23 protein-coding genes are annotated in these 21,689 nt (G+C 60.4%); 14 read left to right on the top strand and 9 right to left on the bottom strand.

Annotated features, from left to right (window positions below):
• Nucleotides 1–42 precede the first annotated feature (42 nt).
• The 4 genes from cobU (at nt 43) to GV827_RS10465 (ending at nt 3,514) form a co-directional block, all read left to right on the top strand.
• A complete protein-coding gene (gene cobU / locus GV827_RS10480; protein WP_164353750.1) occupies nt 43–564 on the top strand; it encodes a bifunctional adenosylcobinamide kinase/adenosylcobinamide-phosphate guanylyltransferase in 522 nt (173 codons plus the stop codon).
• Nucleotides 561–1,142 (top strand): histidine phosphatase family protein, encoded by a 582-nt coding sequence (locus tag GV827_RS10475; protein ID WP_164353749.1) that lies wholly within the window; start codon nt 561–563, stop codon nt 1,140–1,142. Before cobU ends, GV827_RS10475 begins: the two co-directional genes overlap by 4 nt.
• A 60-nt stretch (nt 1,143–1,202) precedes the next feature.
• Nucleotides 1,203–1,886: a glutathione S-transferase gene (locus GV827_RS10470; RefSeq protein WP_164353748.1), complete on the top strand. Its 684-nt coding sequence runs from the start codon at nt 1,203–1,205 to the stop codon at nt 1,884–1,886.
• A 113-nt stretch (nt 1,887–1,999) separates the two neighbouring features.
• Complete coding sequence (locus GV827_RS10465) at nt 2,000–3,514, top strand: YifB family Mg chelatase-like AAA ATPase (protein ID WP_164353747.1); 1,515 nt, start codon at nt 2,000–2,002, stop codon at nt 3,512–3,514.
• Here the strand turns inward: GV827_RS10465 and GV827_RS10460 are convergent.
• From GV827_RS10460 to rsmI, 4 genes are read right to left on the bottom strand one after another with little or no spacing between them, the layout of a single operon-like run.
• Entirely contained in the window at nt 3,480–4,406 is a 927-nt protein-coding gene (locus tag GV827_RS10460; protein ID WP_164353746.1) for an alpha/beta hydrolase, read from the bottom strand. The genes GV827_RS10465 and GV827_RS10460 overlap by 35 nt on opposite strands.
• Entirely contained in the window at nt 4,403–5,338 is a 936-nt protein-coding gene (gene gshB, locus GV827_RS10455) for a glutathione synthase (RefSeq protein ID WP_164353745.1), read from the bottom strand. Before gshB ends, GV827_RS10460 begins: the two co-directional genes overlap by 4 nt.
• 58 nt (nt 5,339–5,396) lie before the next feature.
• Entirely contained in the window at nt 5,397–5,777 is a 381-nt protein-coding gene (locus GV827_RS10450) for a YraN family protein (protein ID WP_164353744.1), read from the bottom strand.
• Complete coding sequence (rsmI, locus tag GV827_RS10445) at nt 5,774–6,637, bottom strand: 16S rRNA (cytidine(1402)-2'-O)-methyltransferase (protein WP_164353743.1); 864 nt, start codon at nt 6,635–6,637, stop codon at nt 5,774–5,776. The genes GV827_RS10450 and rsmI overlap by 4 nt, the downstream gene beginning before the upstream one ends.
• Before the next feature lie 89 nt (nt 6,638–6,726).
• Here rsmI and GV827_RS10440 point away from each other — a divergent pair, with 89 nt between their 5' ends.
• Together GV827_RS10440 and GV827_RS10435 are read left to right on the top strand one after the other, a co-directional pair.
• Nucleotides 6,727–7,911 (top strand): penicillin-binding protein activator, encoded by a 1,185-nt coding sequence (locus GV827_RS10440; protein ID WP_164353742.1) that lies wholly within the window; start codon nt 6,727–6,729, stop codon nt 7,909–7,911.
• Between the two features lie 2 nt (nt 7,912–7,913).
• Nucleotides 7,914–10,697, top strand: a complete 2,784-nt coding sequence (locus tag GV827_RS10435) for a [protein-PII] uridylyltransferase (protein WP_164353741.1) — start codon at nt 7,914–7,916, stop codon at nt 10,695–10,697.
• A gap of 23 nt (nt 10,698–10,720) precedes the next feature.
• On the opposite strand, the gene GV827_RS10430 is transcribed toward GV827_RS10435, so the two are convergent.
• Nucleotides 10,721–11,794 carry a sodium-dependent bicarbonate transport family permease gene (locus GV827_RS10430; protein WP_164353740.1) on the bottom strand — a complete coding sequence of 358 codons (1,074 nt, stop codon included), beginning with the start codon at nt 11,792–11,794 and terminating at the stop codon, nt 10,721–10,723.
• A gap of 97 nt (nt 11,795–11,891) precedes the next feature.
• Between GV827_RS10430 and GV827_RS10425 the strand changes: the two genes are divergently transcribed.
• On the top strand, nt 11,892–12,755 hold the full coding sequence (locus tag GV827_RS10425) for a LysR family transcriptional regulator (RefSeq protein ID WP_164353739.1): 864 nt from the start codon (nt 11,892–11,894) through the stop codon (nt 12,753–12,755).
• Nucleotides 12,756–12,819: 64 nt separating this feature from the next.
• Nucleotides 12,820–14,364 (top strand): murein biosynthesis integral membrane protein MurJ, encoded by a 1,545-nt coding sequence (gene murJ, locus GV827_RS10420; protein ID WP_164353738.1) that lies wholly within the window; start codon nt 12,820–12,822, stop codon nt 14,362–14,364.
• Nucleotides 14,365–14,404: 40 nt separating this feature from the next.
• On the opposite strand, the gene GV827_RS10415 is transcribed toward murJ, so the two are convergent.
• Entirely contained in the window at nt 14,405–15,091 is a 687-nt protein-coding gene (locus tag GV827_RS10415) for a rhomboid family intramembrane serine protease (RefSeq protein ID WP_164353737.1), read from the bottom strand.
• Nucleotides 15,092–15,166: 75 nt separating this feature from the next.
• Between GV827_RS10415 and trpS the strand changes: the two genes are divergently transcribed.
• The 5 genes from trpS (at nt 15,167) to GV827_RS10390 (ending at nt 19,319) form a co-directional block, all read left to right on the top strand.
• A complete protein-coding gene (gene trpS, locus GV827_RS10410) occupies nt 15,167–16,183 on the top strand; it encodes a tryptophan--tRNA ligase (RefSeq protein WP_164353736.1) in 1,017 nt (338 codons plus the stop codon).
• A 121-nt stretch (nt 16,184–16,304) separates the two neighbouring features.
• Complete coding sequence (locus tag GV827_RS10405) at nt 16,305–16,787, top strand: VOC family protein (protein ID WP_164353735.1); 483 nt, start codon at nt 16,305–16,307, stop codon at nt 16,785–16,787.
• Nucleotides 16,788–16,898: 111 nt separating this feature from the next.
• Nucleotides 16,899–18,005, top strand: a complete 1,107-nt coding sequence (locus GV827_RS10400) for a class II histone deacetylase (RefSeq protein ID WP_164353734.1) — start codon at nt 16,899–16,901, stop codon at nt 18,003–18,005.
• Nucleotides 18,006–18,009: 4 nt separating this feature from the next.
• The gene (locus GV827_RS10395) at nt 18,010–18,588 is read left to right on the top strand and encodes a nitroreductase family protein (protein WP_164353733.1); all 579 of its coding nucleotides are present in this window, start codon (nt 18,010–18,012) and stop codon (nt 18,586–18,588) included.
• Nucleotides 18,573–19,319, top strand: a complete 747-nt coding sequence (locus GV827_RS10390) for an EI24 domain-containing protein (RefSeq protein ID WP_164353732.1) — start codon at nt 18,573–18,575, stop codon at nt 19,317–19,319. The genes GV827_RS10395 and GV827_RS10390 overlap by 16 nt, the downstream gene beginning before the upstream one ends.
• Here GV827_RS10390 and GV827_RS10385 read toward each other — a convergent pair.
• Complete coding sequence (locus GV827_RS10385; RefSeq protein WP_164353731.1) at nt 19,252–19,545, bottom strand: DUF1467 family protein; 294 nt, start codon at nt 19,543–19,545, stop codon at nt 19,252–19,254. The genes GV827_RS10390 and GV827_RS10385 overlap by 68 nt on opposite strands.
• A gap of 3 nt (nt 19,546–19,548) precedes the next feature.
• Nucleotides 19,549–19,953: a methylmalonyl-CoA epimerase gene (mce, locus tag GV827_RS10380; RefSeq protein ID WP_164353730.1), complete on the bottom strand. Its 405-nt coding sequence runs from the start codon at nt 19,951–19,953 to the stop codon at nt 19,549–19,551.
• Between the two features lie 132 nt (nt 19,954–20,085).
• On the opposite strand from mce, the gene GV827_RS10375 reads away from it, so the two are divergent.
• Nucleotides 20,086–20,805 carry a response regulator gene (locus tag GV827_RS10375; RefSeq protein WP_164353729.1) on the top strand — a complete coding sequence of 240 codons (720 nt, stop codon included), beginning with the start codon at nt 20,086–20,088 and terminating at the stop codon, nt 20,803–20,805.
• Nucleotides 20,806–20,925: 120 nt separating this feature from the next.
• Here the strand turns inward: GV827_RS10375 and GV827_RS10370 are convergent, their stop codons facing one another.
• The gene (locus tag GV827_RS10370) at nt 20,926–21,651 is read right to left on the bottom strand and encodes a GNAT family N-acetyltransferase (protein ID WP_164353728.1); all 726 of its coding nucleotides are present in this window, start codon (nt 21,649–21,651) and stop codon (nt 20,926–20,928) included.
• Nucleotides 21,652–21,689 lie beyond the last annotated feature (38 nt).

The raw sequence follows: 21,689 nt of genomic DNA, 5'->3' as shown, positions 1-21,689 counted from the left end.
ACGCACGAAGTCGCTAATTGGTTTCCGAAAAAAGTGAATTAAATGTTGCCGCGATCAACTTTCGTCTTAGGAGGCGCCGCTTCGGGCAAGTCCATCTGGGCTGAGGGCCTCGTTGAATCTTACAATTTACCAATGGTTTACTTGGCGACAGGCCAGGTCTTTGATGACGAAGTCGAGGCCCGCGTAAAAATTCACAAAAATCGTCGAAATTTACGATGGCAGACAGTGGAAGAGCCGTTTGATCTTGCGCCAACCCTCGCATCACTAAGCGACAAGCAGGTTGTTTTGATTGACTGCGCGACGATGTGGCTGACCAATCATCTGATGAATGACGCAAACCTTGAGATCGAACAGGCCCGGCTCCTTAACGCGCTTCAAACCTGTGCAGCATCATGGGTGATCGTATCGAACGAAGTGGGGCATGGGATTGTCCCGGACAATGCGATGGCGCGCTCTTTTCGCGAGGCGCAAGGGCGGCTTAACATCACTTTGGCGGCGCAGGCGGAACTGGCGGTGCAGGTCATCGCGGGGCTTCCGCAGGTTTTGAAGGGCAGGTTACCATGACAACATGGCATTGGGTGCGACACGGCCCCACGCATGAGAAAACCTTTGTCGGATGGCGCGACGTGCCTGCGGATTTGTCCGATGCGGAGCAGATCGCGCGGCTGCACGCCCATCTGCCGTCGGACGCCTTGCTGATTTCGTCCGATCTCATCCGCTGTATCGCTACCGCTGACGTGCTGCATCATGGCGCGCGCACCCGCTTGCCGCATCATCCTGACCTGCGTGAGATCCATTTTGGTGTTTGGGACGGCATGCATTTCAAAGAGGTCGCCGCACGTCATCCTGAACTCTCACGTGCCTATTGGGAAACGCCCGGAGACATTCAGGCGCCAGAAGGCGAGAGCTGGAACCAGACTGCCGCGCGGGTAAGTAGCGTGGTGGATGCGATGAACCACGCGCACCCCGAGGCACATATCATCGCCGTGGCGCATTTCGGCGTGATCCTGACACAGGTGCAGCGGGCTTTGGGTGTGACAGCTTACGAAGCGATGGCCCACAAGATCGACAATCTGTCGGTCACCACCCTGCACCACCACGGCGGAAACTGGGACGTCGGCGCGATCAATCATCTTCCGTGATAGGCTGGCTCACAGAATAGCGATTGCCGCTCACTGCGGCCTCATCATACGGTCAGAGCCATGACTTATGATCTTTATATCGGTGATCGCACCTTTTCGAGCTGGTCCCTGCGGGGCTGGCTGATGCTGGAAAAATTCAACCTGCCGTACCGCGCGCATCTGGTGGGGCTCTACAGCGGCACCATGGCCGAGGATCTGGCAGATCTGGCACCGGCGCGACTGGTGCCGACGCTACGCACGCCCGAAGGGACGGTGATCGGCGAAACAGTCGCCATGGCGGAAACGCTGGCAGAAAGGCATCCGGACGCGGGGATGTGGCCCGATGATCCGGCAGCGCGCGCAACAGCCCGTTGGCTTTGTGCGGCGATGGCCGCAGGTTTCGGTGCGCTGCGCGGGGCCTGTCCGATGCAATTGGAACATGTGAACATCGGATTTGACGTCAGCGACGCGGTGAAAGCGGACCTTGCCCAAGTTGAGGCGCTTTGGACCCATGCGCAAGACCTGCGCGGCACGGACGGCCCGTGGCTGTTTGGCAAGTACAGTCTGGCCGATGTGTTCTATGCCCCGGTCGCGGCCCGGATCGTCGGATACGATTTGCCCGTATCCGACAGGGCGCGCCCCTATTGCGAAACCACGATCAATGACGAGGCATTCAAAGCGTGGCGGGCCGAAGGATTGAAGGTCACCTATGATCCTTTCCCATACGATTTTGGCCTCAAGACACGCGCATGGCCTGTAGACTGACGACTGGTAGAGTGCCTTGACGCCTTTCGGCATTCGCCCTCGCCAGTAGCGCGGCATTAACCATTCCTAAACACACCCTGCATACCCATTAACCAAGTTGTCGGGAGGATGGGATGGTATCGCGCGCCTACACAGTCGCGTTTCAGGGGGTCGAGGCACGGATGGTCGAAGTGCAATGCGCCGTGACCCCCGGTCTTCCGGCGTTCTCTATCGTGGGACTGCCTGACAAGGCGGTCTCAGAAGCCCGCGACCGGGTGCGCACCGCGCTCACATCCATGGCCATCGCGCTGCCGTCCAAGCGGATCACGGTGAACCTCAGCCCCGCCGATCTGCCCAAGGAGGGCAGCCATTTTGATCTGCCCATCGCTTTCGCGCTTCTGGCCGCTCTGGATATCCTGCCTGCGGACGTGACAGAAACCGTCGTCGCGCTGGGTGAGCTGTCGCTGGACGGGACACTGGTGCCGGTGGTGGGTGCACTGCCTGCCGCGATGGCCGCAGCCGAGCATAACCGAAGTCTGCTTTGTCCCGAAGGGTCCGGCGCCGAGGCCGCGTGGGTCGGCACAGCAGAAGTGATCGCGGCGGCCAGTCTGGGGGACGTCGTGCGGCACTATACCGGGCAAACCCCGTTGAACCCGGCGGAACCGGGCGAGGTGTCTCTTGGCCCGCAGGGGCGCGACCTGCGCGAAGTTAAGGGACAAGAGCGCGCCAAACGCGCGCTTGAGATCGCGGCAGCGGGGCGTCACCATCTGATGTTTGTCGGCACGCCGGGGTCGGGCAAAAGCATGCTGGCCGCACGCCTGCCCTCGATCCTGCCTCCCCTCACGGCGGCCGAGGCGCTGGATACGTCGATGATCCATTCGCTTGCCGGTTTGCTGGACGAGGGTGGTATCTCTCGGGCGCGGCCGTTTCGCGAACCGCATCACACGGCGTCAATGGCCGCAATCATTGGCGGCGGGCGGCAGGCCAAACCGGGCGAGGTCAGCCTTGCCCATAATGGTGTTCTGTTCATGGATGAATTTCCGGAGTTTCCGCGCACCGTGCTGGAAACTCTCCGCCAGCCGATTGAAACCGGCGAAGTGATGATAGCCCGCGCCAATGCGCATGTGAAATACCCCTGCAAATTCATGCTGGTGGCCGCGGCGAACCCCTGCAAATGCGGCTATCTTTCCGATCCTGCCCGCGCCTGCGCGCGCGTGCCGCACTGCGGAGAAGACTACATGGGCCGGATTTCAGGCCCGTTGATGGACCGCTTTGACCTGCGCGTTGATGTTCCGCCCGTTGCCTTTTCCGATCTTGACCTGCCGCCGAGCGGCGCAAGCTCTGCCGAGGTTGCGGCACGCGTTGCGGCGGCGCGCGATATCCAGCAGGCGCGATTTGACGGGGCACCTGGCCTTCGGGTGAACGCCGATGCCGAAGGGGACATGCTTGAGCAGATCGCCACCCCGGATTCTGAAGGTCGTGCGCTTTTGACCAAGGTGGCTGAACGTTTCCACCTGTCCGCGCGTGGCTATCACCGGGTCATGCGGGTGGCGCGCACCATCGCCGATCTGGACGGAGCCGAAACGGTTGGCAAACCCCATGTAGCCGAAGCCGTCAGCTTTCGTCTGGCGACATCAGTTGTCGCCTGATCCATATGGCCAGATCATCCAGGGTGTCGCGGGCTTCGGGCAGGATATTGTGAAAGATGGGCCAGACATGCGGCAGGTCGTGCCGCTCCTCAAGGGTTACATCGACGTTAGCCTCGGCAAGTCGTGCTGCGAGGCGCCGCGCATCGTCGTATAGGATTTCCGTGTCTCCGACCGTGATCCAGACAGGTGGGGCACCGTCGTATTTAGCCCACAGCGGGCTGACCCTTGGGTCAGTCTTTGAATGCCCTTTAAGATATTGCGCGCTCGTGTCGGCCGCACGGCTTGCGGCCAACAGTACTTCGACCTCGGCATTTTTCTGAAAGCTCTGCCCTGAATATGTCAGGTCGGTCAGCGGGGAAAAGCAAAAGACCCCGGCGGGCAAGGGTGCCTTTTCTGAAATCAACTGCCCCAATAGTGACAAGGCCAAGGCGCCACCAGCACTGTCACCGCCGATTACGATCTGGTCGGGGCGCACCCCGCTGGCGCAAAGGGCGTCCCATGCCAAACGCACATCGTCAAAAGCTGCCGGAAAGGGCGCTTCGGGTGCCAAGCGATAGCGCGGCAGCACCGCCCGCGCATGAAGCCGTTTGCAAAGCTGTGCTGCCATGGCCGCATGTGTTCTTGGGCTGCCAAAGACAAAGCCACCGCCATGGATATAGAGAAGCACCGCGTCCTCGTTCAGCTCAGGCGGCACAATTTCCAACGCCTCAACACGCCGCTGGGCATGTTCAATGACGTACCACTGCATCTGGGTGCCACGCGGCGCGTGGAATATGATGCGCGCTGTGCGCTCAAATCGCTGGCGGAGCTGTACGGGATCGCTGGCTCTGGCCATGAGGGGTTTTTCCACGCGCCTCAGCCAGATGTTGAGCAATCGCGCGCGCAGGCTCATGCGCAGCGCGCCTCGATCGCCTCCCAGATTTTGGCAGCGATGTTTACACCGTCAAAACGTTCAAGTTCCTGAATGCCGGTGGGCGAGGTCACGTTGATCTCGGTCAGGTAATCGCCAATCACGTCAATGCCGACAAAGATCTGGCCCTTTTCCTTGAGCAGCGGTCCAATGGTCGCGCATATCTCAAGATCGCGCTCTGTCAGACCAATCTTTTCGGGTCGCCCGCCCACATGCATGTTGGAACGGGTCTCGCCTTCGGCTGGGACGCGGTTGATCGCGCCCACTGCCTCGCCATCCACTAGAATGACGCGCTTGTCGCCGTTCGCGACATCGGGCAGGAATTTTTGCACGATCAGGGGTTCGCGTGAGAACCCGGTGAACAATTCGTGCAGCGAGGTCAGATTGCGATCCTGCTTGTCCAGACGGAACACCCCGGCACCGCCGTTGCCGTAGAGCGGTTTCAGGATGACGTCGCCATGCTTGATCTTGAAGGCCTTGATGGTGTCCAGATCGCGCGCAATGGTCGTGGGGGGCGTGAGCTGGGGGAAATCCAGCACCATGAGTTTTTCGGGGTAGTTCCGCACCCAGAACGGATCATTGACGACCAGCGTCTTGCCCTTGAGCCGATCCAGCAAATGTGTGGATGTGATGTAGTGCATGTCAAACGGCGGATCCTGGCGCAGCCAGACCACGTCGAAATCGGCCAGATCAACCTCATGCTCCGGCCCAAGCTGCGCATGATCGCCCTGCACCCTTTGCACGGTAAAATCGTGGCCCCGCGCCGTGATGCGCCCTTCTTGATAGGCTAGTTTATCCGGGGAATAGAAAAAGAGCGAATGCCCCCGTGCCTGCGCTTCTTCGGCCAGCCGGAAACTGCTGTCTGCGTCGATGTTCACATCCCCAATGGGGTCCATCTGAAAGGCGATCTTCATGGGCTTATCCTTGCTGCGTCCACTTTAAATGGCGCAGCAGGCTGCAAGGTGCAATGGGTCAGCCGTGACCGAAGGCGTTTTCAATGATCTGCATGTCGCCCTGACCGTCGAGGAGGGCCACATCAAAACGCACGTCTGTCAGGGCGCCGTCCGGTTCAGTCCCAAGGAATTCCTCGGCAGAGGCATAGATGCGCGCCATCTGCCTGGCAGAAAGACTTTCGGCGGCGCGGGCCAAATTGCGGCTTTGCTTGACCTCGACAAAGATCAGGGCGTTGCCGTCGCGCACAATCAGATCAATTTCACCACACTTGCCACGCCAGCGTCTGCGGGCAATCGCAAATCCGCGGCGCTCATAGTCCTGCGCAATACGATTTTCAGCAGCGACACCGGCATGAAACGCGGTCTTGCCCCGATGGTGCCTGATCTGGATTGCGTTCATTCGATGTCCTTTCCCAATGCAAGGGCCGCCTGATAAACCTGCCTGCGCGGCAGACCATGCGCCTGCGCCACGACATCTGCCGCATCACGCACTGACATCGTTTTCAGGGCACTGCGCAATTCAGTGTCTAGATCAACTTGTTTAACGGTTCCTGAACGCGATCGGTCCACAAGGACCACAATTTCGCCTTTGGGTGGTTTCGTGTCGTAGGCTTCTGCAAGTTCGGACAGTTTTCCCCTGCGTACCTCTTCAAATTTCTTGGTCAGCTCGCGACAAACTGCGGCATCACGGCCAGCGCCCAAGACATCGGCGCCATCGCGCAGCATTGCCGCGAGGCGTTTGGGAGATTCGTAGAATGCAAGGGTTCCCGGCACCTCGCGGAGTTTTTCGAGCGCGTCGATCCGTGCGGATTTACTGTTGGGAAGAAAGCCCGCAAAAAAGAACGCATCCGTTGGCAGGCCTGCGAGGGTCAAGGCAGTTAACACCGCTGAGGGGCCCGGCGCGCAGGTGACCATGATCCCCGCCTCACCCGCCGCGCGCGAAAGCTCGTAGCCCGGATCAGCGATCAGCGGCATGCCAGCCTCAGACGCATAAGCGACAGATTTGCCTTCGCGTACTGCTGCGATCAACCGGTCCTGAACATTTGCGCGGCTGTGATCATGCAGGGCAATCACCCGGCGTTCGCCCAGCGGAATGCCGTGAATGTCCATCAGTTTGCGAAGGGACCGGGTGTCTTCGGCAGCCAACAGATCCGCCGACGCAAGCACATCCAGTGCGCGCAAGGTAATGTCCCGTGCTGACCCGATTGGCACACCGACAAAGTACAAACCCGCCGCCAGTGGCACCTTTTGATAATTCACGCTGGACCCGCCTTTTGCACCCTCTATGATCACGCCCGATTGATACGGTGCGCAAGCACCGATCTGACCATGGTGGGAGTGAGTTCAAGATGATTGCCTTTTTCGATGCGGGCCGCAAGAAGCTGCGGTTGCTGGTGTTGCCCTTCATCGCCCTGATGCTGGCAGCCTGTGATCCGGCGGCCCTGGGCAGTATTGCCAACACGGGCGGCCCCAAGATTGATGCGAATGCCCCTGTGCCGGTGGCGCTTCTTGTCCCTCGTGGCGGGTCAGCCAGTGATGATCTTTTGGCGCAAAATCTTGAAAACGCAGCGCGTTTGGCCATTCGCGACCTTGATGGCGTAAATGTGGACCTGCGGGTTTACGCCACCGCTGGCAATGCGGGAACGGCTGCAAGCATGGCATCGCAGGCGGTGAGCGAAGGGGCCAAGATCATCCTTGGTCCGGTCTATGGGGAAGCGGCCAATTCAGCCGGCGTAGCGGTCGCCAGTAACGGCGTAAACGTGCTGTCATTTTCCAACAACCCCACCATTGCAGGCGGCAACGTCTTTGTTCTGGGGCCAACCTTTGCCAATACCGCCAACCGGCTGGTGGGCTATGCCAAGCGCAACGGCAAGGATCGCATCGTGATCCTGCATGCGCAGGATGTTGCCGGTCAGCTGGGCCGCAATGCAATCCAGCAGGCGATTTCGGCCAACGGGGCGACGCTGGCAGGATCAGTTGATTATGCGCTGAGCCAGGAATCTGTTGTCGCGGCTGTACCTCGCGTCAAGGCGGCGGTTGACGGGGCGGGCGCCAATGCGCTGTTCCTGACAACGTCGTCTGCGTCGGCCTTGCCGCTTTTTGCCCAACTGCTGCCAGAAGCGGGTATTCAGACTGCCTCGACCCAATACATTGGCCTGACGCGTTGGGATATTCCGCCGCAAACGCTCAGCCTGCCGGGTGTGCAAGGCGGTTGGTTCGCCCTGCCCGATCCCGGTGCATCCGGCGCTTTCCGTCAGAAATACAATGCTGCTTACGGCTCTGATCCACATCCGCTGGCCGGTCTGGCCTTTGACGGAATTGCTGCTGTCGGGGCGCTGGCCAAATCCGGCAAGTCCACCGCGCTGACGGGGGCATCGCTCACGCAGGGGGCAGGTTTCCGGGGGGCAAGTGGCATCTTCCGGCTGCGCCGCGACGGCACGAATGAGCGTGGTCTGGCCGTGGCGACGATCCGCAATCAGGGCGTTGTGGTGCTGGAAGGCGCGCCGCAGGCCTTCGGCGGTGCCGGTTTCTGAACTTGGACACGGCAGAATCTTCCACAAAAGCATCAGGTGCGGCAACCACACCGCGCCTGATCGCGGCACCTGAGCTGATCTTTGATCACGCTGCTGTCGATGCCGCCGTGACCGCTGCCTGCGCGGACCTGCCGCCGGCAGAGCAACGCAGCGCCGCCGTCAATGTGTTGCGCGACGCACAAAAGCACGGGCGAGAGGTGATTGCCCGCAGTTTTGCCGAAGCGCCTTTTGACGCGCGCGGCATGACGCGGGCCTATTCCTATCTGACCGATCAACTGGTCTGTACCACGCTTGAATTTGCGACATCCGTTTTACACCGCAATCCAAGCCCCACCGAGGGCGAAAAGCTGTGTGTCATCGGTGTAGGCGGATATGGCCGCGGCGAGATGGCCCCGTTCTCGGACGTCGATCTGCTGTTTCTTATCCCATACAAGGCCACAGCATGGTCAGAGAGCGTGATCGAAAGCATGCTCTACATGCTGTGGGATCTGAAGCTGAAAGTCGGCCATTCGACGCGGACGATCAAAGACTGCGTCCGTCTTGGCGGGGAGGATTTCACGATCCAGACAGCCTTGCTGGAGCATCGCTATATCTGTGGTGACGCAGGTCTTGAGGCAAAGCTGCGCAAGGCGCTTGCCAAAGAGCTGTTCTCTGGCAACGGGCGCGAGTTTATCGAGGCCAAGCTCGAAGAACGCGACCGCCGCCATGAAAAGCAGGGGGAGCGGTACGTCGTTGAACCCAATGTGAAGGAAGCCAAGGGCGGGCTGCGTGATTTGCATTCGCTGTTCTGGATCGCCAAGTTCATCTACAAGGTCGATGCCATCTCGGAGCTGGTGGAGAAGGGCATTTTCCGGCCCGAAGAGTACGAAACATTCCGCGCAGCAGAAGATTTTCTATGGGCTGTGCGCGGTCATCTGCATCTGTTGACGAACCGCGCAACAGAGCAACTGACGTTCGACATGCAGGTGCAGGTCGCAGACGCGATGGGCTATGCTGATCGGGGTGGACGGCGCGGCGTTGAAATCTTCATGCAGGATTTCTTTTTGCATGCAACAGCGGTCGGCGATCTGACCCGCATCTTCCTGACCAGCCTTGAGGCTATTCACGTCAAGGCAGAACCCCTTCTGGAGCGCATTTTTCGCCGCCGTCCCAAGACGAAGGCTGGTTATGAGGTGGTTCACAACCGGATCGCAATTGTCGATGATACGGCGTTTTTGACCGACAAGCTGAACCTGTTGCGCCTGTTCGAGGAGGCGTTGCGGACAGGCATGCTGATCCACCCGAACGCCATGCGGCTGGTCAAGGCTAATCTCCATCTGATCGATGATGACATGCGCTTGAACCCAGAGGCCAAGCGCATCTTCTTCGACCTCCTTCTCAAGCACGGAAACCCGGAACGCGCGCTGCGCCGGATGAATGAATTGGGTGTGCTGGCCGCGTTCATTCCCGAGTTTGAGCCCATCGTGGCGATGATGCAGTTCAACATGTACCACAGCTATACGGTGGACGAGCACACGATCCAGACGATCCGCAATCTGGCGATGATCGAAAAGAACGAACTGGAGGAAGAACTGCCGGTCGCCTCTTCGATCCTCAAGCGCGGGGTCAACCGCAAGGTGCTTTATACCGCGCTGCTGCTGCATGACATCGGTAAGGGGCGGCCCGAGGATCATTCGATCCTTGGCGCAAAGATCGCACGCAAGGTGGCGCCCCGGCTGGGATTGAAGCAGGAGGAAGTGGACACGGTTGAATGGCTGGTACGCTATCATCTGCTGATGTCCGACATGGCCCAGAAACGCGACATCGCCGACCCGCGCACGGTGCGCGATTTTGCCAAGGCGGTACAGACGGTCAAGCGGCTGGACCTTTTGTGTGTGCTGACGGTCTGTGACATTCGGGGAGTCGGGCCGGACACCTGGAACAACTGGAAGGCTGTTCTGATCCGTGCGCTGTATCGCCAGACAGAGCGGGCGCTTGAGACCGGGCTGGAGGATCTGAACCGCGAGAACCGAGGTGCGGAGGCCAAGAAGGCGTTGCGCGAGGCGTTGTCCGGTTGGCCCCGCAAGGCCTTGCAGACCGAGACGTCGCGCCACTACGAACCCTATTGGCAAGGGCTGCACGTCACCGCGCATGTCGCTTTCGCGGAACTACTGCGGGACATTGGCGAGGATGATGTGCGCATTGACCTGCACCCCGACGAGGACCGCGATGCGACCCGCGCCAGTTTCGTGATGCCGGACCATCCGGGTATTTTCGCACGTCTTGCCGGAGCTTTGGCGCTGGTCGGGGCGAACGTGGTTGATGCGCGCAGCTACACGACCAAGGACGGCTATGTCACCGACGCCTTCTGGATTCAGGACGCCGAGGGGAATGCCTATGAAGCGTCCAAGCTGCCGCGTCTGCGGCAGATGATCGAAAAGACACTGCGCGGCGAGGTGGTCGCACGCGACGCGTTGAAATCCCGCGACAAGGTCAAGAAGCGCGAGAAGGCGTTCAAGGTTCCGACGCATATCACCTTCGACAACGACGGGTCCGAGATTTACACGATCATTGAAGTCGATACCCGCGACCGGCCAGGACTGCTGTATGATCTGGCCAGGACGCTGGCGGATTCGAACGTTTATATCGCAAATGCGGTGATCGCGACCTTCGGCGAGCAGGTGGTAGATACCTTCTATGTCAAGGATATGTTCGGGCTGAAATACTATTCTGAAGGCAAACAAAAGACGCTGGAGAAGCGTCTGCGTCAGGCGATCTCTGAAGGGGTGGAACGGGCCGAGAAGTAAATCCCGGCCCGATTTTTCGCGGATCAGATGCCGATGGCGAGATCCGCCAGCCAGATCCAGAGCGGGATGCTCAGGATCGCAACGGGTGTGCCAAGACCCGTTGAAGACCCGACATAAGCCGAGGCGTTGGCCTCGGGCAGCGCGCCGCGCAGCGTGGGCGGACCAGAGATGTCCGAGCTTGACGCCGCCATCACCGACAAGAGCACCACGCCACCCGCAGAAAAGCCCGTGACGTGATGCGCAATGAGACCCGCGCCAAAGCCCAGCAGCCCGTGGATCAGCGGTGCACTGAGACCGTAGAGCACATAGGCATGGGCCACTTTGCGCAGTTCGCTGAGCCGCGACCAGGCTTCCATGCCCATGATCAGCATCAGAATTGACAGCAGGCCCCGGAAAAGCGGCTCGTAGAAACTTTCAAACACAGCTTCGGGCCGGGCGAAGATACCAAGCGCGAGACCGAGGATCAGGGCCGAGATTGCAGCGCTTTGGAACGTGTCCCGCAGGATGGTGCCGATCATCTTGCCGTCGAAGCCCCCTCCAAAACCACTGCTGCTGCCGCTGCCGCTGCCCATCGTCAGGGTCCCACCCCCGGCGTTCTGCGTGGCCGCCGCCTTGCGCGCCGCCGCCATCCGCGCCAGCACGATGGCCGTGACCAGTGCCGCGATATCCATGAAGGGATACAGTGCGCCGATGAAGCCTTCGTAGCTGATCCCTTCGGCGTCCAGCATCGCCATGCTCGCCGCGAGCGTAGAGGCCGAGACAGCGCCGAAGAGACCAGCCGTTGCCATGCCGTCCATTTGGGAAACGCCGCGCCACCGGGCGATGGTTCCTGCCCCGACCAGAACAATTGAGATGCCGACAAGCGCTGCCAGCACCGCAGGCACCGCCAGCGCGATCAGATCCGCCTCGCGCACCGAGATGCCAGCGCTGAGGCCCACCTTGAGCAAGAGCAGCATGACCACGAATTTGTAGACCGGCTCGGGCACCTCCAGTTTGCTGCCCAAAGCGGCCAGCATCATGCCGCCGATCAGGAAAGCCAACGTCGGTTTCTGCATCTGACCCACCACGGTCGACGCAATGTCCATCATCAGTTCCATCGCAATTCCCCTTCATTTGCGTTTCAGGTGGATATGGAGGAGCGGGGTGCGATATAAAAATATATCTTTTTTCTATTTTCGATCTATAAAAGTGAACATGGACACGTTGAACTACCATCATCTGCGGTATTTTCGTGAGGTGGCGCACGACGGCAATCTGACCCGGACGGCAGAGCGGTTGAACGTGTCGCAGTCCGCTTTGTCCATGCAGATCAAAACCTTGGAAGAGCGTCTGGGCCATCCCTTGTTCAATCGGGTGGATCGCAAACTGGTGCTGACAGAGGTCGGGCGCATCGCGCTCGATCATGCGGATCGAATCTTCAGCACAGGTGCAGAACTGATCGCAACGCTTGCGCAATCGGGCCGCAGTGCCACGCCGCTCAGGATCGGGGCGCTGTCCACGCTGTCGCGCAACTTTCAGCTGCGGTTCCTGATGCCGTTGCTCAGGGACGGTGGCACCGATGTCGCTCTGAAATCAGGCAGCGCTGAGGTCTTGTTCGAGAGCCTGTCATCGCTGGCGCTTGATATTGTGTTGACGACAGAACCACCGCGCGGCGTCTATGGCAGGGAGCTGACGGCACGCCGGATTGATGAACAGCCCGTTGGCCTTCATGGACACCCTGCCCGGCTGCGCCATGAGACCCTTGCCGATCTGATCCGGAATGAACCGCTGATTGTCCCTTCCGGCAGTTCCATCCGGAGCGACTTTGAAAGCCTTGCGGAACACCTTGATGTGACGCCCCGCATCGTGGCCGAGGTGGACGATATGGCCATGGTTCGCCTGCTTGCACGCGATGATGTGGGATTGGCCTTGGCACCGGCTGTGGTACTGGCCGATGAGATCGCGCAAGGGATGCTGCGGACCGCACCTTTCGATCTGCAACTGGTCGAAAGTTTCTATGCCGTGGTGCCGCGTCGAAGCTTTCCGCATACGGCTCTTGCGGCTTTGCTGGAGCAGTGATGCAGATTGCACCGGAACTTGGTCCGCGATAAGGCTGAGACGACCAGAACGCGCAAGGCACCTCATGAAACCTATCCGCCTCATGTCCGGCTTTTTCACGGTGGGCGTCTGGACCTTGCTGTCCCGCGTGCTGGGATTTCTGCGTGAGGTCCTGCTGCTGTCATTAATTGGCCCGGGGCCGGTCATGGACGCCTTTGTTGCAGCCTTCCGCCTGCCCAACATGTTCCGCCGTTTCTTTGCCGAAGGTGCGTTCAACGCGGCCTTTGTGCCCATGTTCGCCAAGAAATACGAGGGCGAGGAAGGGGCCGCGAAGTTTGCGCAAGATGCGTTCAGCGGGCTTGGGTTTGTTGTCCTGATCCTTGTGGGATTGGGCATGGTATTCATGCCCGGTTTCGTGTGGCTGACCGCCGAAGGGTTCGCGGGCGATGAACGCTTTGACATGACCGTGGGCTATGGGCGCATCGTCTTTCCCTATATTCTTTGCATGTCGCTGGCCGCGCTGTTCTCGGGCATCCTGAACGCCACGGGGCGCTTTGCCGTGGCCGCCGCAGCACCGGTCTTGCTGAATATCTTTGTGATTGCGGCGATGGTCACCGGCGAGGTGATCGGTGGCGCAGTGATCAATTGGCTGGTCTGGTCCATCCCTATCGCGGGCGTGGCGCAACTGGCGCTGACGTGGTGGGCGGCGGCAGATGCGGGATTTGCCCTGCGCCCGAAACTGCCCCATTGGACGCCTGACATGAAAGCGATGATCGTGATCGCCTTGCCAGCGGCGCTTGCGTCAGGGGTCATGCAGATTAACCTTGTGGTCGGTCAACTGGTTGCCAGCCAATATGACAAGGCCGTATCCTGGCTTTTTGCTGCGGACCGGCTGTACCAGTTGCCATTAGGGGTTGTCGGTATTGCCGTGGGCATCGTGCTGCTGCCCGATCTGTCGCGCCGGTTGCGGTCAGGCGACGAGGATGGTGCGCGCAATGCGCTGAGCCGCGCGGCCGAAATTTCACTGGCGTTGACGATCCCGTCTGCGGTGGCACTGCTGGTGATCCCGCAAACCCTTGTATCCGTGATGTTCGAGCGCGGGGCGTCGGATGTGGATGACACCGCTGCGATCGCTGCAGCAACGGCGGTCTATGCGCTGGGGCTGCCATCCTTCGTACTGCAAAAGGTCTTGCAGCCGATTTATTTTGCCCGTGAGGATACGAAAAGACCGTTTCAATTCGCATTGGTGGCCATGGTTGTGAACGTGGCACTTGCCGTGGGACTGTCGCCCTACATCGGATGGCTCGCCCCGGCGATTGCGACCAGCGTGGCAGGTTGGACCATGGTGGCCTGCCTTGCCTTCGGTGCGCGACGCTATGGCGATGCGGTAAAGTTCGACATGCGATTGCGGCGGCGGGTGTGGCGCATCCTCGCGGCCTCTGCGGTGATGGGTGTGGCACTGGTGATCGGAGAGGCGCTGCTTGAGTTGGTGCTGAACACACCGTGGTGGCGCGGTCTTGGGTTGCTGGCACTGATAGCGATTGGCGCGGTCACCTTTTTTGGCAGCGGACAGCTTTTCGGGGCGTTTCAGATTTCCGAGTTTCGCCGCGCACTGCGCCGGGGCGGGTGACGGCGCGGCTGACCGTGCCCGCCGAGGTCCCCCCCCCCACCTAACGCCGCCTGATCCCCTCGCGGATGCGCGCCCATTCGCCCGGAGCTACCAGAAAGCACAGACCAAAGCCGATGAAGAACCCCGCCAGTTCGGCAACCCATTGCAAGCCAACCTCAAAGAAAATGCCCCAGATCAGTTGGATGCCCATCAGGAACGCGATCAGCGAAAAGGCGCGGTATTGCTGCGCGCCGCTGCCTGCCAGATGCCGCCACATCACGAAAGAATATCCGCCGATCAGCCCGTAGACACTTGGATAGGCGCCCGCCAGCCACATGCTTTCATTGAGCAAGAGCGCATAGATCCCGGCACCGCCGGCCCCCGCCAGCACGAATATCGTGGCAAAGACCACTGATCCCATTGCCTCGGCCACCAGTTTGCCCAGCGCCAGCAGCAACACCATGGCGAACAGCGCATGGGTAAAGCCGAGATGGATGAAGGGATATGTGAAAAAGCGCAGCACCTCTTGGAGCGGCCAGCGGCCATTGGCCAGCATCCAGTCAAAGATCTGACCAGAAAATCCGTAGTCCCGGATCAGGCCCAAACGCCAGCCCACCGCGCCCGGTCCGCCAAGGATCCCGGCCTCGCCCAGCGACAGTCCTGCCTCGACCCCTGCGATGGCCAGGAAGGTCAGCGTGACGATCGGCGGCAACGGGTTCACCGGTGGTTGGAAATCAGGGTCTTGCATGGGCGCTCCTTGACGGCGACAAGCCCCATGAGTAAGCCGCTCACAGCCCGAAATCCAGCCCTCCGAGGTATCCGCATGTCCGAACAAAAATTCACACCGCGCGTCTTTTCCGGCATCCAGCCGTCAGGCGGTCTGACGCTGGGCAATTACCTTGGTGCGATCAAGCGTTTCGTCCAGATGCAGGAAGAGGATTTCGAGACGATCTATTGCATGGTCGATCTGCATGCGATCACCGTCTGGCAGGATCCTGCGGACCTCACGCGGAACACCCGTGAACTGGCCGCTGGGTTCATCGCCAGCGGGATCAGTCCGGAAAAATCCATTCTGATCAACCAGTCCCAGGTGCCCGAGCACGCCCAGCTTGGCTGGATCTTCAACTGTGTGGCGCGGATGGGCTGGATGAAGCGGATGACCCAGTTCAAGGACAAGGCCGGCAAGAATGCCGAGAATGCGTCCTTGGGGCTGTTCGGCTATCCGGCCCTCATGGCGGCGGACATCCTTGTTTACCACGCCACCCATGTCCCGGTGGGCGAGGACCAGAAACAGCACCTTGAACTGACGCGCGACATCGCGGCCAAGTTCAACCACGACTACGGCGTCGATTTCTTTCCGATGACGGAACCGGTGATTGAAGGGGCGGCGACACGGGTGATGTCCTTGCGGGATGGATCAAAGAAGATGTCAAAGTCTGACCCCTCCGATGCCAGCCGGATCAACATGACCGATGATGCCGATGCCATCGCCAAGAAGATCCGCAAGGCCAAGACAGATCCTGACGCCCTGCCCTCCGAAGTGGAAGGTCTGGCAGAGCGGCCCGAGGCACGCAATCTGGTGAACATCTTTGCCGCCCTGAGCGACCGGACTGTCGAAGACGTGCTGAACGAAGTAGGCGGACAGCAATTCGGCACCTTTAAACCACTGCTGGCCGACCTTGCGGTGTCCAAGCTCGCGCCGATCTCGACCGAAATGGCGCGCCTGATGGACGACCCGGCCGAGATTGACCGTATCCTTGCCAAGGGGGCGTCACAGGCCCGCGAGATCACCGCGCCGATCCTCAAGCGCACCTACGAGATCGTCGGGATGGTTGGCTAAGCCCGCTCAGGCAGGACGTCGCGGCCTGAACTTGCATTTCTGCACAGCGTCTCTGCAGAGATCGAAATTGTGCGGTGGCTGAGCGAGGTATACCTCTGGTTCAGACACAAAGAGGTGCGCCATGACGACTTCACATCCTTCCGTTGGGCATGTTCATTTGCGGGTATCGGATATCGACCGCTCCATCGCGTTCTATCGCGATATTCTGGGGTTTGAGGTCACGCAGCGTTACGGCGCAGGCGCTGCCTTTCTCGGGGCGGGTGGCTATCATCACCATGTTGGCCTGAACACCTGGGACAGCCTTGGGGCGACGCCGCCGCCAGACGGGCACACGGGCCTTTACCATGCGGCGTTTCTTTATCCTGATCGGGCGTCGCTGGGGGCGGTCCTTCAGCGGGTGATCGACGCAGGAATTACACTGGACGGCGCGGCAGATCACGGTGTCAGCGAAGCGGTCTATCTGCGCGACCCGGACCAGAATGGTATTGAGCTCTACCGCGACCGGGCGCCCGAAGACTGGCCCCGCGACAGTGACGGTGCCCTTAACATGGGCAACACGCCGCTGGATATCCCGGCGTTGCTGGCCGAAGCGGCTGGCATATGAACCGCTCTTGAAATGACCGGCCGGGCCTGTGCCACCCTGCACAGAGCGTGCCCCCATGGACAATCCGTTCAGCCTCCGCCAGTTTGCAGCGGACGCTGAGGGAGAGATGATATGGCCACTGGTTTCTTCTGGGACGAACGCTGCTTTTGGCACTCGGGCGGCAATTATACCCTGACCATGCCGGTGGGCGGGCTGGTACAGCCGCTTGCCGCAGGGGGGCTGCCGGAAAGCCCTGAAACAAAACGCAGGCTGAAGAACCTGATGGATGTGACGGGCCTGACCGCAGAGCTTGCCGCGCAGACGGCGCCGCCTGCATCGCGCGAGGCCCTCGAACGGGTGCATCCCGCAGCCTATCTTGATGAATTCAAGAAAACTTCGGACGCGGGTGGGGGTGAGTTGGGCCACCACACGCCATTTTCGCAGGGCGGATACGAGATTGCGGCCCTTTCGGCAGGTCTGGCCGTCGGGGCTGTCGATGCCGTTGCGTCCGGCACGCTTGAGAATGCCTATGCATTGAGCCGCCCGCCGGGACACCATTGTTCAGCGGATACTCCTGCGGGGTTTTGCCTGCTGGCAAATATCGCCATCGCAATCGAAGCGGCGCGGGCCAAGGGGTTGGTCAAGCGCGTCGCGGTTCTGGACTGGGATGTGCATCATGGCAACGGGACGGAATCGATCTTTTATGACCGCGACGACGTTCTGACGATCTCGCTGCATCAGGAGCGGAACTATCCGACCACGACGGGCGCGCTGGCTGACCGGGGCCGGGGCGCGGGTGAAGGCCACAACATCAATCTGCCGATGTACGCGGGATCGGGGCATACCGCCTATCTGCATGCGCTGGACCGCGTGGTGATCCCCGCGCTTGAAGCATTCCGGCCGGACATGATTATCGTTGCCTGCGGCTTTGATGCATCGGTGCTGGACCCGTTGGCCCAGATGATGGTGCTGGCCGAAACCTTTGGCGCGATGACGCAAAGGATCAAGGAGACGGCGCACCGTCTGTGTGACGGTAAACTGGTGCTGGTCCACGAGGGCGGCTATTCCGAAGCCTATGTGCCGTTCTGCGGCCATGCGACGATCGCGGCCCTTGCGGGCAGCGCCATTGACGCGCCAGACCCGCTGGGCCAAAGCCTGCGCATGCGCCAGCCGTCGTCTGACTTTGACGCTTTCCTGAGGCAATCCATCGACCGGATGGCAGAACAACTGGACCTTTAGACCTATGCCGACACCGAACCTGAACGCCCTGCAGTTCCTGCAATCCCGCCGTTCGCGTCCGGCCAAGACGCTTGGCACCCCCGTGCCTGACCGTGCGGCGCTGCAGCCCCTGCTGACCGCTGCCGCGCGGACACCGGATCACGGCAAGCTTGAGCCCTGGCGGTTTATCGTCATCGAAGCCCCCGCAATGGCGCGTTTGGCCGATGTCGTACAGCAGCGGGGTGAGGCCTTGGGCCTTGCGCCGGAGCAGATCGCCAAGGGGCGCACCCAGTTCGATCAGGGGCAATTGGCGGTTGTCGTCGTGGAAGTGCAGAAACCTTCGGAGAAGATTCCGCCAATCGAACAGAGCTATTCTGCGGGTGCGGTTTGCCTGTCGCTGCTGAACGCTGCGCTGGCATCGGGCTGGGGGGCGAACTGGCTGAGCGGCTGGCCCTCACACGACCGTGGTTTCATGGTGGACGCACTGGGGCTGGCAGAGCATGAAAGCATCGCCGGGATCATCCACATCGGCACCGAAACATCTGCCCCGCCAGAGCGGCCGCGCCCCAATGTGCAGGAGATCACGACATGGCTCTCGGACTGATCTTTGAATCGTTCCTGCGTGCCATCGGGCAGCTTTCGGACCCGCGTTTCCGGCGGGTATTCTTTATCGGGGTTTTTCTGGCACTGGCGCTTCTGATCGGCTTTACCGCCGCCTTTGCGTGGTTCACCGACTGGCTGGTGCCGGAAGACCTTTGGTTGCCGGTGCTGGGGGAAGTGCATTGGGTCGATGACCTGCTGTCCTGGAGCGCAGTCTTTCTGCTGCTTTTCCTGTCGGTCTTTCTGATGATTCCGGTCGCGTCAGCCATCACGTCGATGTTTCTGGAAGATGTGGCCCATGCGGTTGAGGCCAAGCATTATCCCCAGTTGCCGCGCGCGCAGCCGGTGTCCTTCTGGGACGGATTGCGCGACACGGTCAACTTTCTGGGCGTTTTGCTGTTGGCGAACCTGATAGGACTGATCGTCTATGTGATCCTGTTCTTTATCTTTCCGCCTGCGGCCCCCCTGGTTTTCTGGGGGTTGAACGGGTTCTTGCTGGGGCGGGAATATTTCATGCTGGTCGCGATGCGCCGGGTCGGTCGGGCCGAGGCGAAGCGGCTGCGCAGCAGCCATAGCGGGGCGATCTGGGTGGCGGGAACGCTGATGGCGATCCCGCTATCCGTGCCGCTGCTGAACCTCGTGATCCCGATCATCGGGGCCGCGACGTTTACTCATCTATACCACGGCCTGACCACGCCCCTGCACGAAAGAGGCTCTCCACCTCATCAACGGTAATCCATCCGGACAGGATAATCGTCGCGGCAATCGCCCAGATGATCAGCGCAACAACCGTGGTCCAGAACGCTTTCTTGCGCAGGTGGTGATGTTCGGGCGAGCCTGCGTGCGTCCCCGGCACAATGTCGTTGAGGTCGCCCTGCGTCTGCACGCGAATGGGCAGCGCGATCAGAAACACCAGCGACCAGATCACCGCAAACAGGACAAGGCCCGAGACAATACCCATCGTTCAGACCTGCTCCAGCTCGACCAGTGCGCCGTTGAAATCCTTGGGGTGCAGGAACAGCACTGGCTTGCCATGCGCGCCGATCTTGGGCTCTCCGGTACCCAGTACGCGGGCGCCAGTGGATTTCAGGTGGTCACGGGCGGCGATAATGTCGTCGACTTCGTAGCAGATGTGGTGAATGCCACCGGCGGGGTTCTTTTCCAGAAATCCCTTGATCGGGCTGTCATCGCCCAGCGGGTAAAGCAATTCGATCTTGGTGTTGGGCAGTTCGATGAAGATGACCGTCACGCCATGATCAGGTTCATCCTGCGGCGCGCCCACGTTGGCACCAAGCGCGTTACGGTATTGGTCTGCCGCCGCCTCAAGGTCTGGCACGGCGATGGCCACATGGTTCAGACGTCCGATCATTTCCCTGGTCCTTTCTGGCTGGCGTAATTGCACCGCCTTATGGCCGCAAGATTCGTGAAGAGCAATGCGTCACGTTAACCGACTGTTAGCCACCGGCGGATAACGATGAGAGACTGAACACCGGAGGCTATGATGGATACGACAGACCCTTTTGCGGCCAATGTTCCTGCGCCCACCGCAGCGCGCCCCTTGCTGGGGCTCACGATACTGGCTGTTGAGGACAGCCGCTTTGCCTGCGAGGCGATGCGCCTGCTGTGCCTGCGCTCGGGTGCTCGGATCAGGCGGGCCGATTGCCTGCGCTCTGCCCGGCGCCATTTCAGGGTCTACCGCCCTTCGGTCGTTGTGATTGATTTGGGTTTGCCAGACGGCAACGGAACTGACTTGATTGCCGAACTTAACGAGAGCGTGCCACGGGTTGAGGGGATACTCGCCATTTCGGGCGACGGCCACCTTAGGGACGAAGCCATGGCCGCCGGTGCGGATGACTTCCTTGAAAAACCGATCACGTCACTCAGCGTCTTTCAGGAAACGATACTTTCCCTGCTCCCCCCGGATCGACGGCCAAAAGGTCTTCGCCCGATCGATGAAGTTACCGTAGCGCCAGACAAGCTCGCCTATCGGGATGATATGGCGCATATCGCGGATGTGCTGGAGGATCAGATCAGCGGTCACACGCTTGATTACGTGGCACAGTTTCTGAGCGGCGTTGCCCGTCTGGCCGACGATACGATTCTTGTAGATGCCGCCCGTGCGCTGGCCGAAAAACGTGCCGTTGGTGAAACTGCGGCGTCAGAAACAGCGCGCATTGCGGGCCTCATTCAGCACCGCCTGGCGGACAAGGCGGCGATCTAGTCACTTTTCTTGGCGTATTCTCAATGCACCAGTCACACGGTGTATGATCATTCGGCACCAACCGCAGCTTGCTTAAACGAAGCCGTCTTGCGGGGACTCACGCCCTGTGGATCACCCCTATCACAAAGACGGATCGTTCGCCGCCCGCACCAGCCCGGTCAGGTCACCCAAACGTTCCATCTGGCGGCCCTCAGTATCGAAATTGCTGGGTGCCAACCACGCCTCGAACGCTTCTTTGAGAGCGGGCCACTCCTTGTCGATGATCGCAAACCACGCGGTGTCCCTGTTGCGGCCCTTGACGACTGTGGCCTGTCGAAACACGCCTTCATAGCTGAACCCCAGACGCTGCGCGGCTCTGCGTGACGGCGCGTTCAGCGCGTCGCACTTCCACTCGTAACGGCGATAGCCTGCCTCGAAGGCCCACTTCATCATCAGAAACATCGCATCTGTCGCAGCGCGGGTACGCTGCAACGCAGGACTTAGGCTGATGAAGCCAACCTCGATCGACCCACTTTCGGGCTTGATCCTAAGATAGCTTGCCGCCCCTTCCCATTTGTCGGTGTCTTTGTTCCGAATGGCATAGAAGAACGGATCGGGCTTGTTTTCGTGATCCCGAACCCAGCGATGATATTGAGAGGCGGACGAAAACGGGCCCACGGGCATATAGTCCCAGACGGCATCATGACCGGCGTAGGCGCGATACAGCAAAGCGGCATGCGCCTCTGCCGAAAGCGGTGCAAGTTCTGCGTATCGACCGGTCAGCGTTTCACCTTGGGGGACCGGTGGCGGGCTCCAGTCTTCCAATGGTTTTCCCAATGGGCGCGCATTAGATGGTTCAGTGTTCATGGCATCACGTTAGGCACTCCAACCACGCAGGCCAAGCC

The sequence above is a fragment of the Sulfitobacter sediminilitoris genome (assembly GCF_010667575.1).
In the GTDB taxonomy this organism is placed as follows: domain Bacteria; phylum Pseudomonadota; class Alphaproteobacteria; order Rhodobacterales; family Rhodobacteraceae; genus Sulfitobacter; species Sulfitobacter sediminilitoris.
The sequence above is the reverse complement of the archived record's forward strand: the minus strand, read 5'-3'. Positions and strand labels throughout refer to the sequence as shown.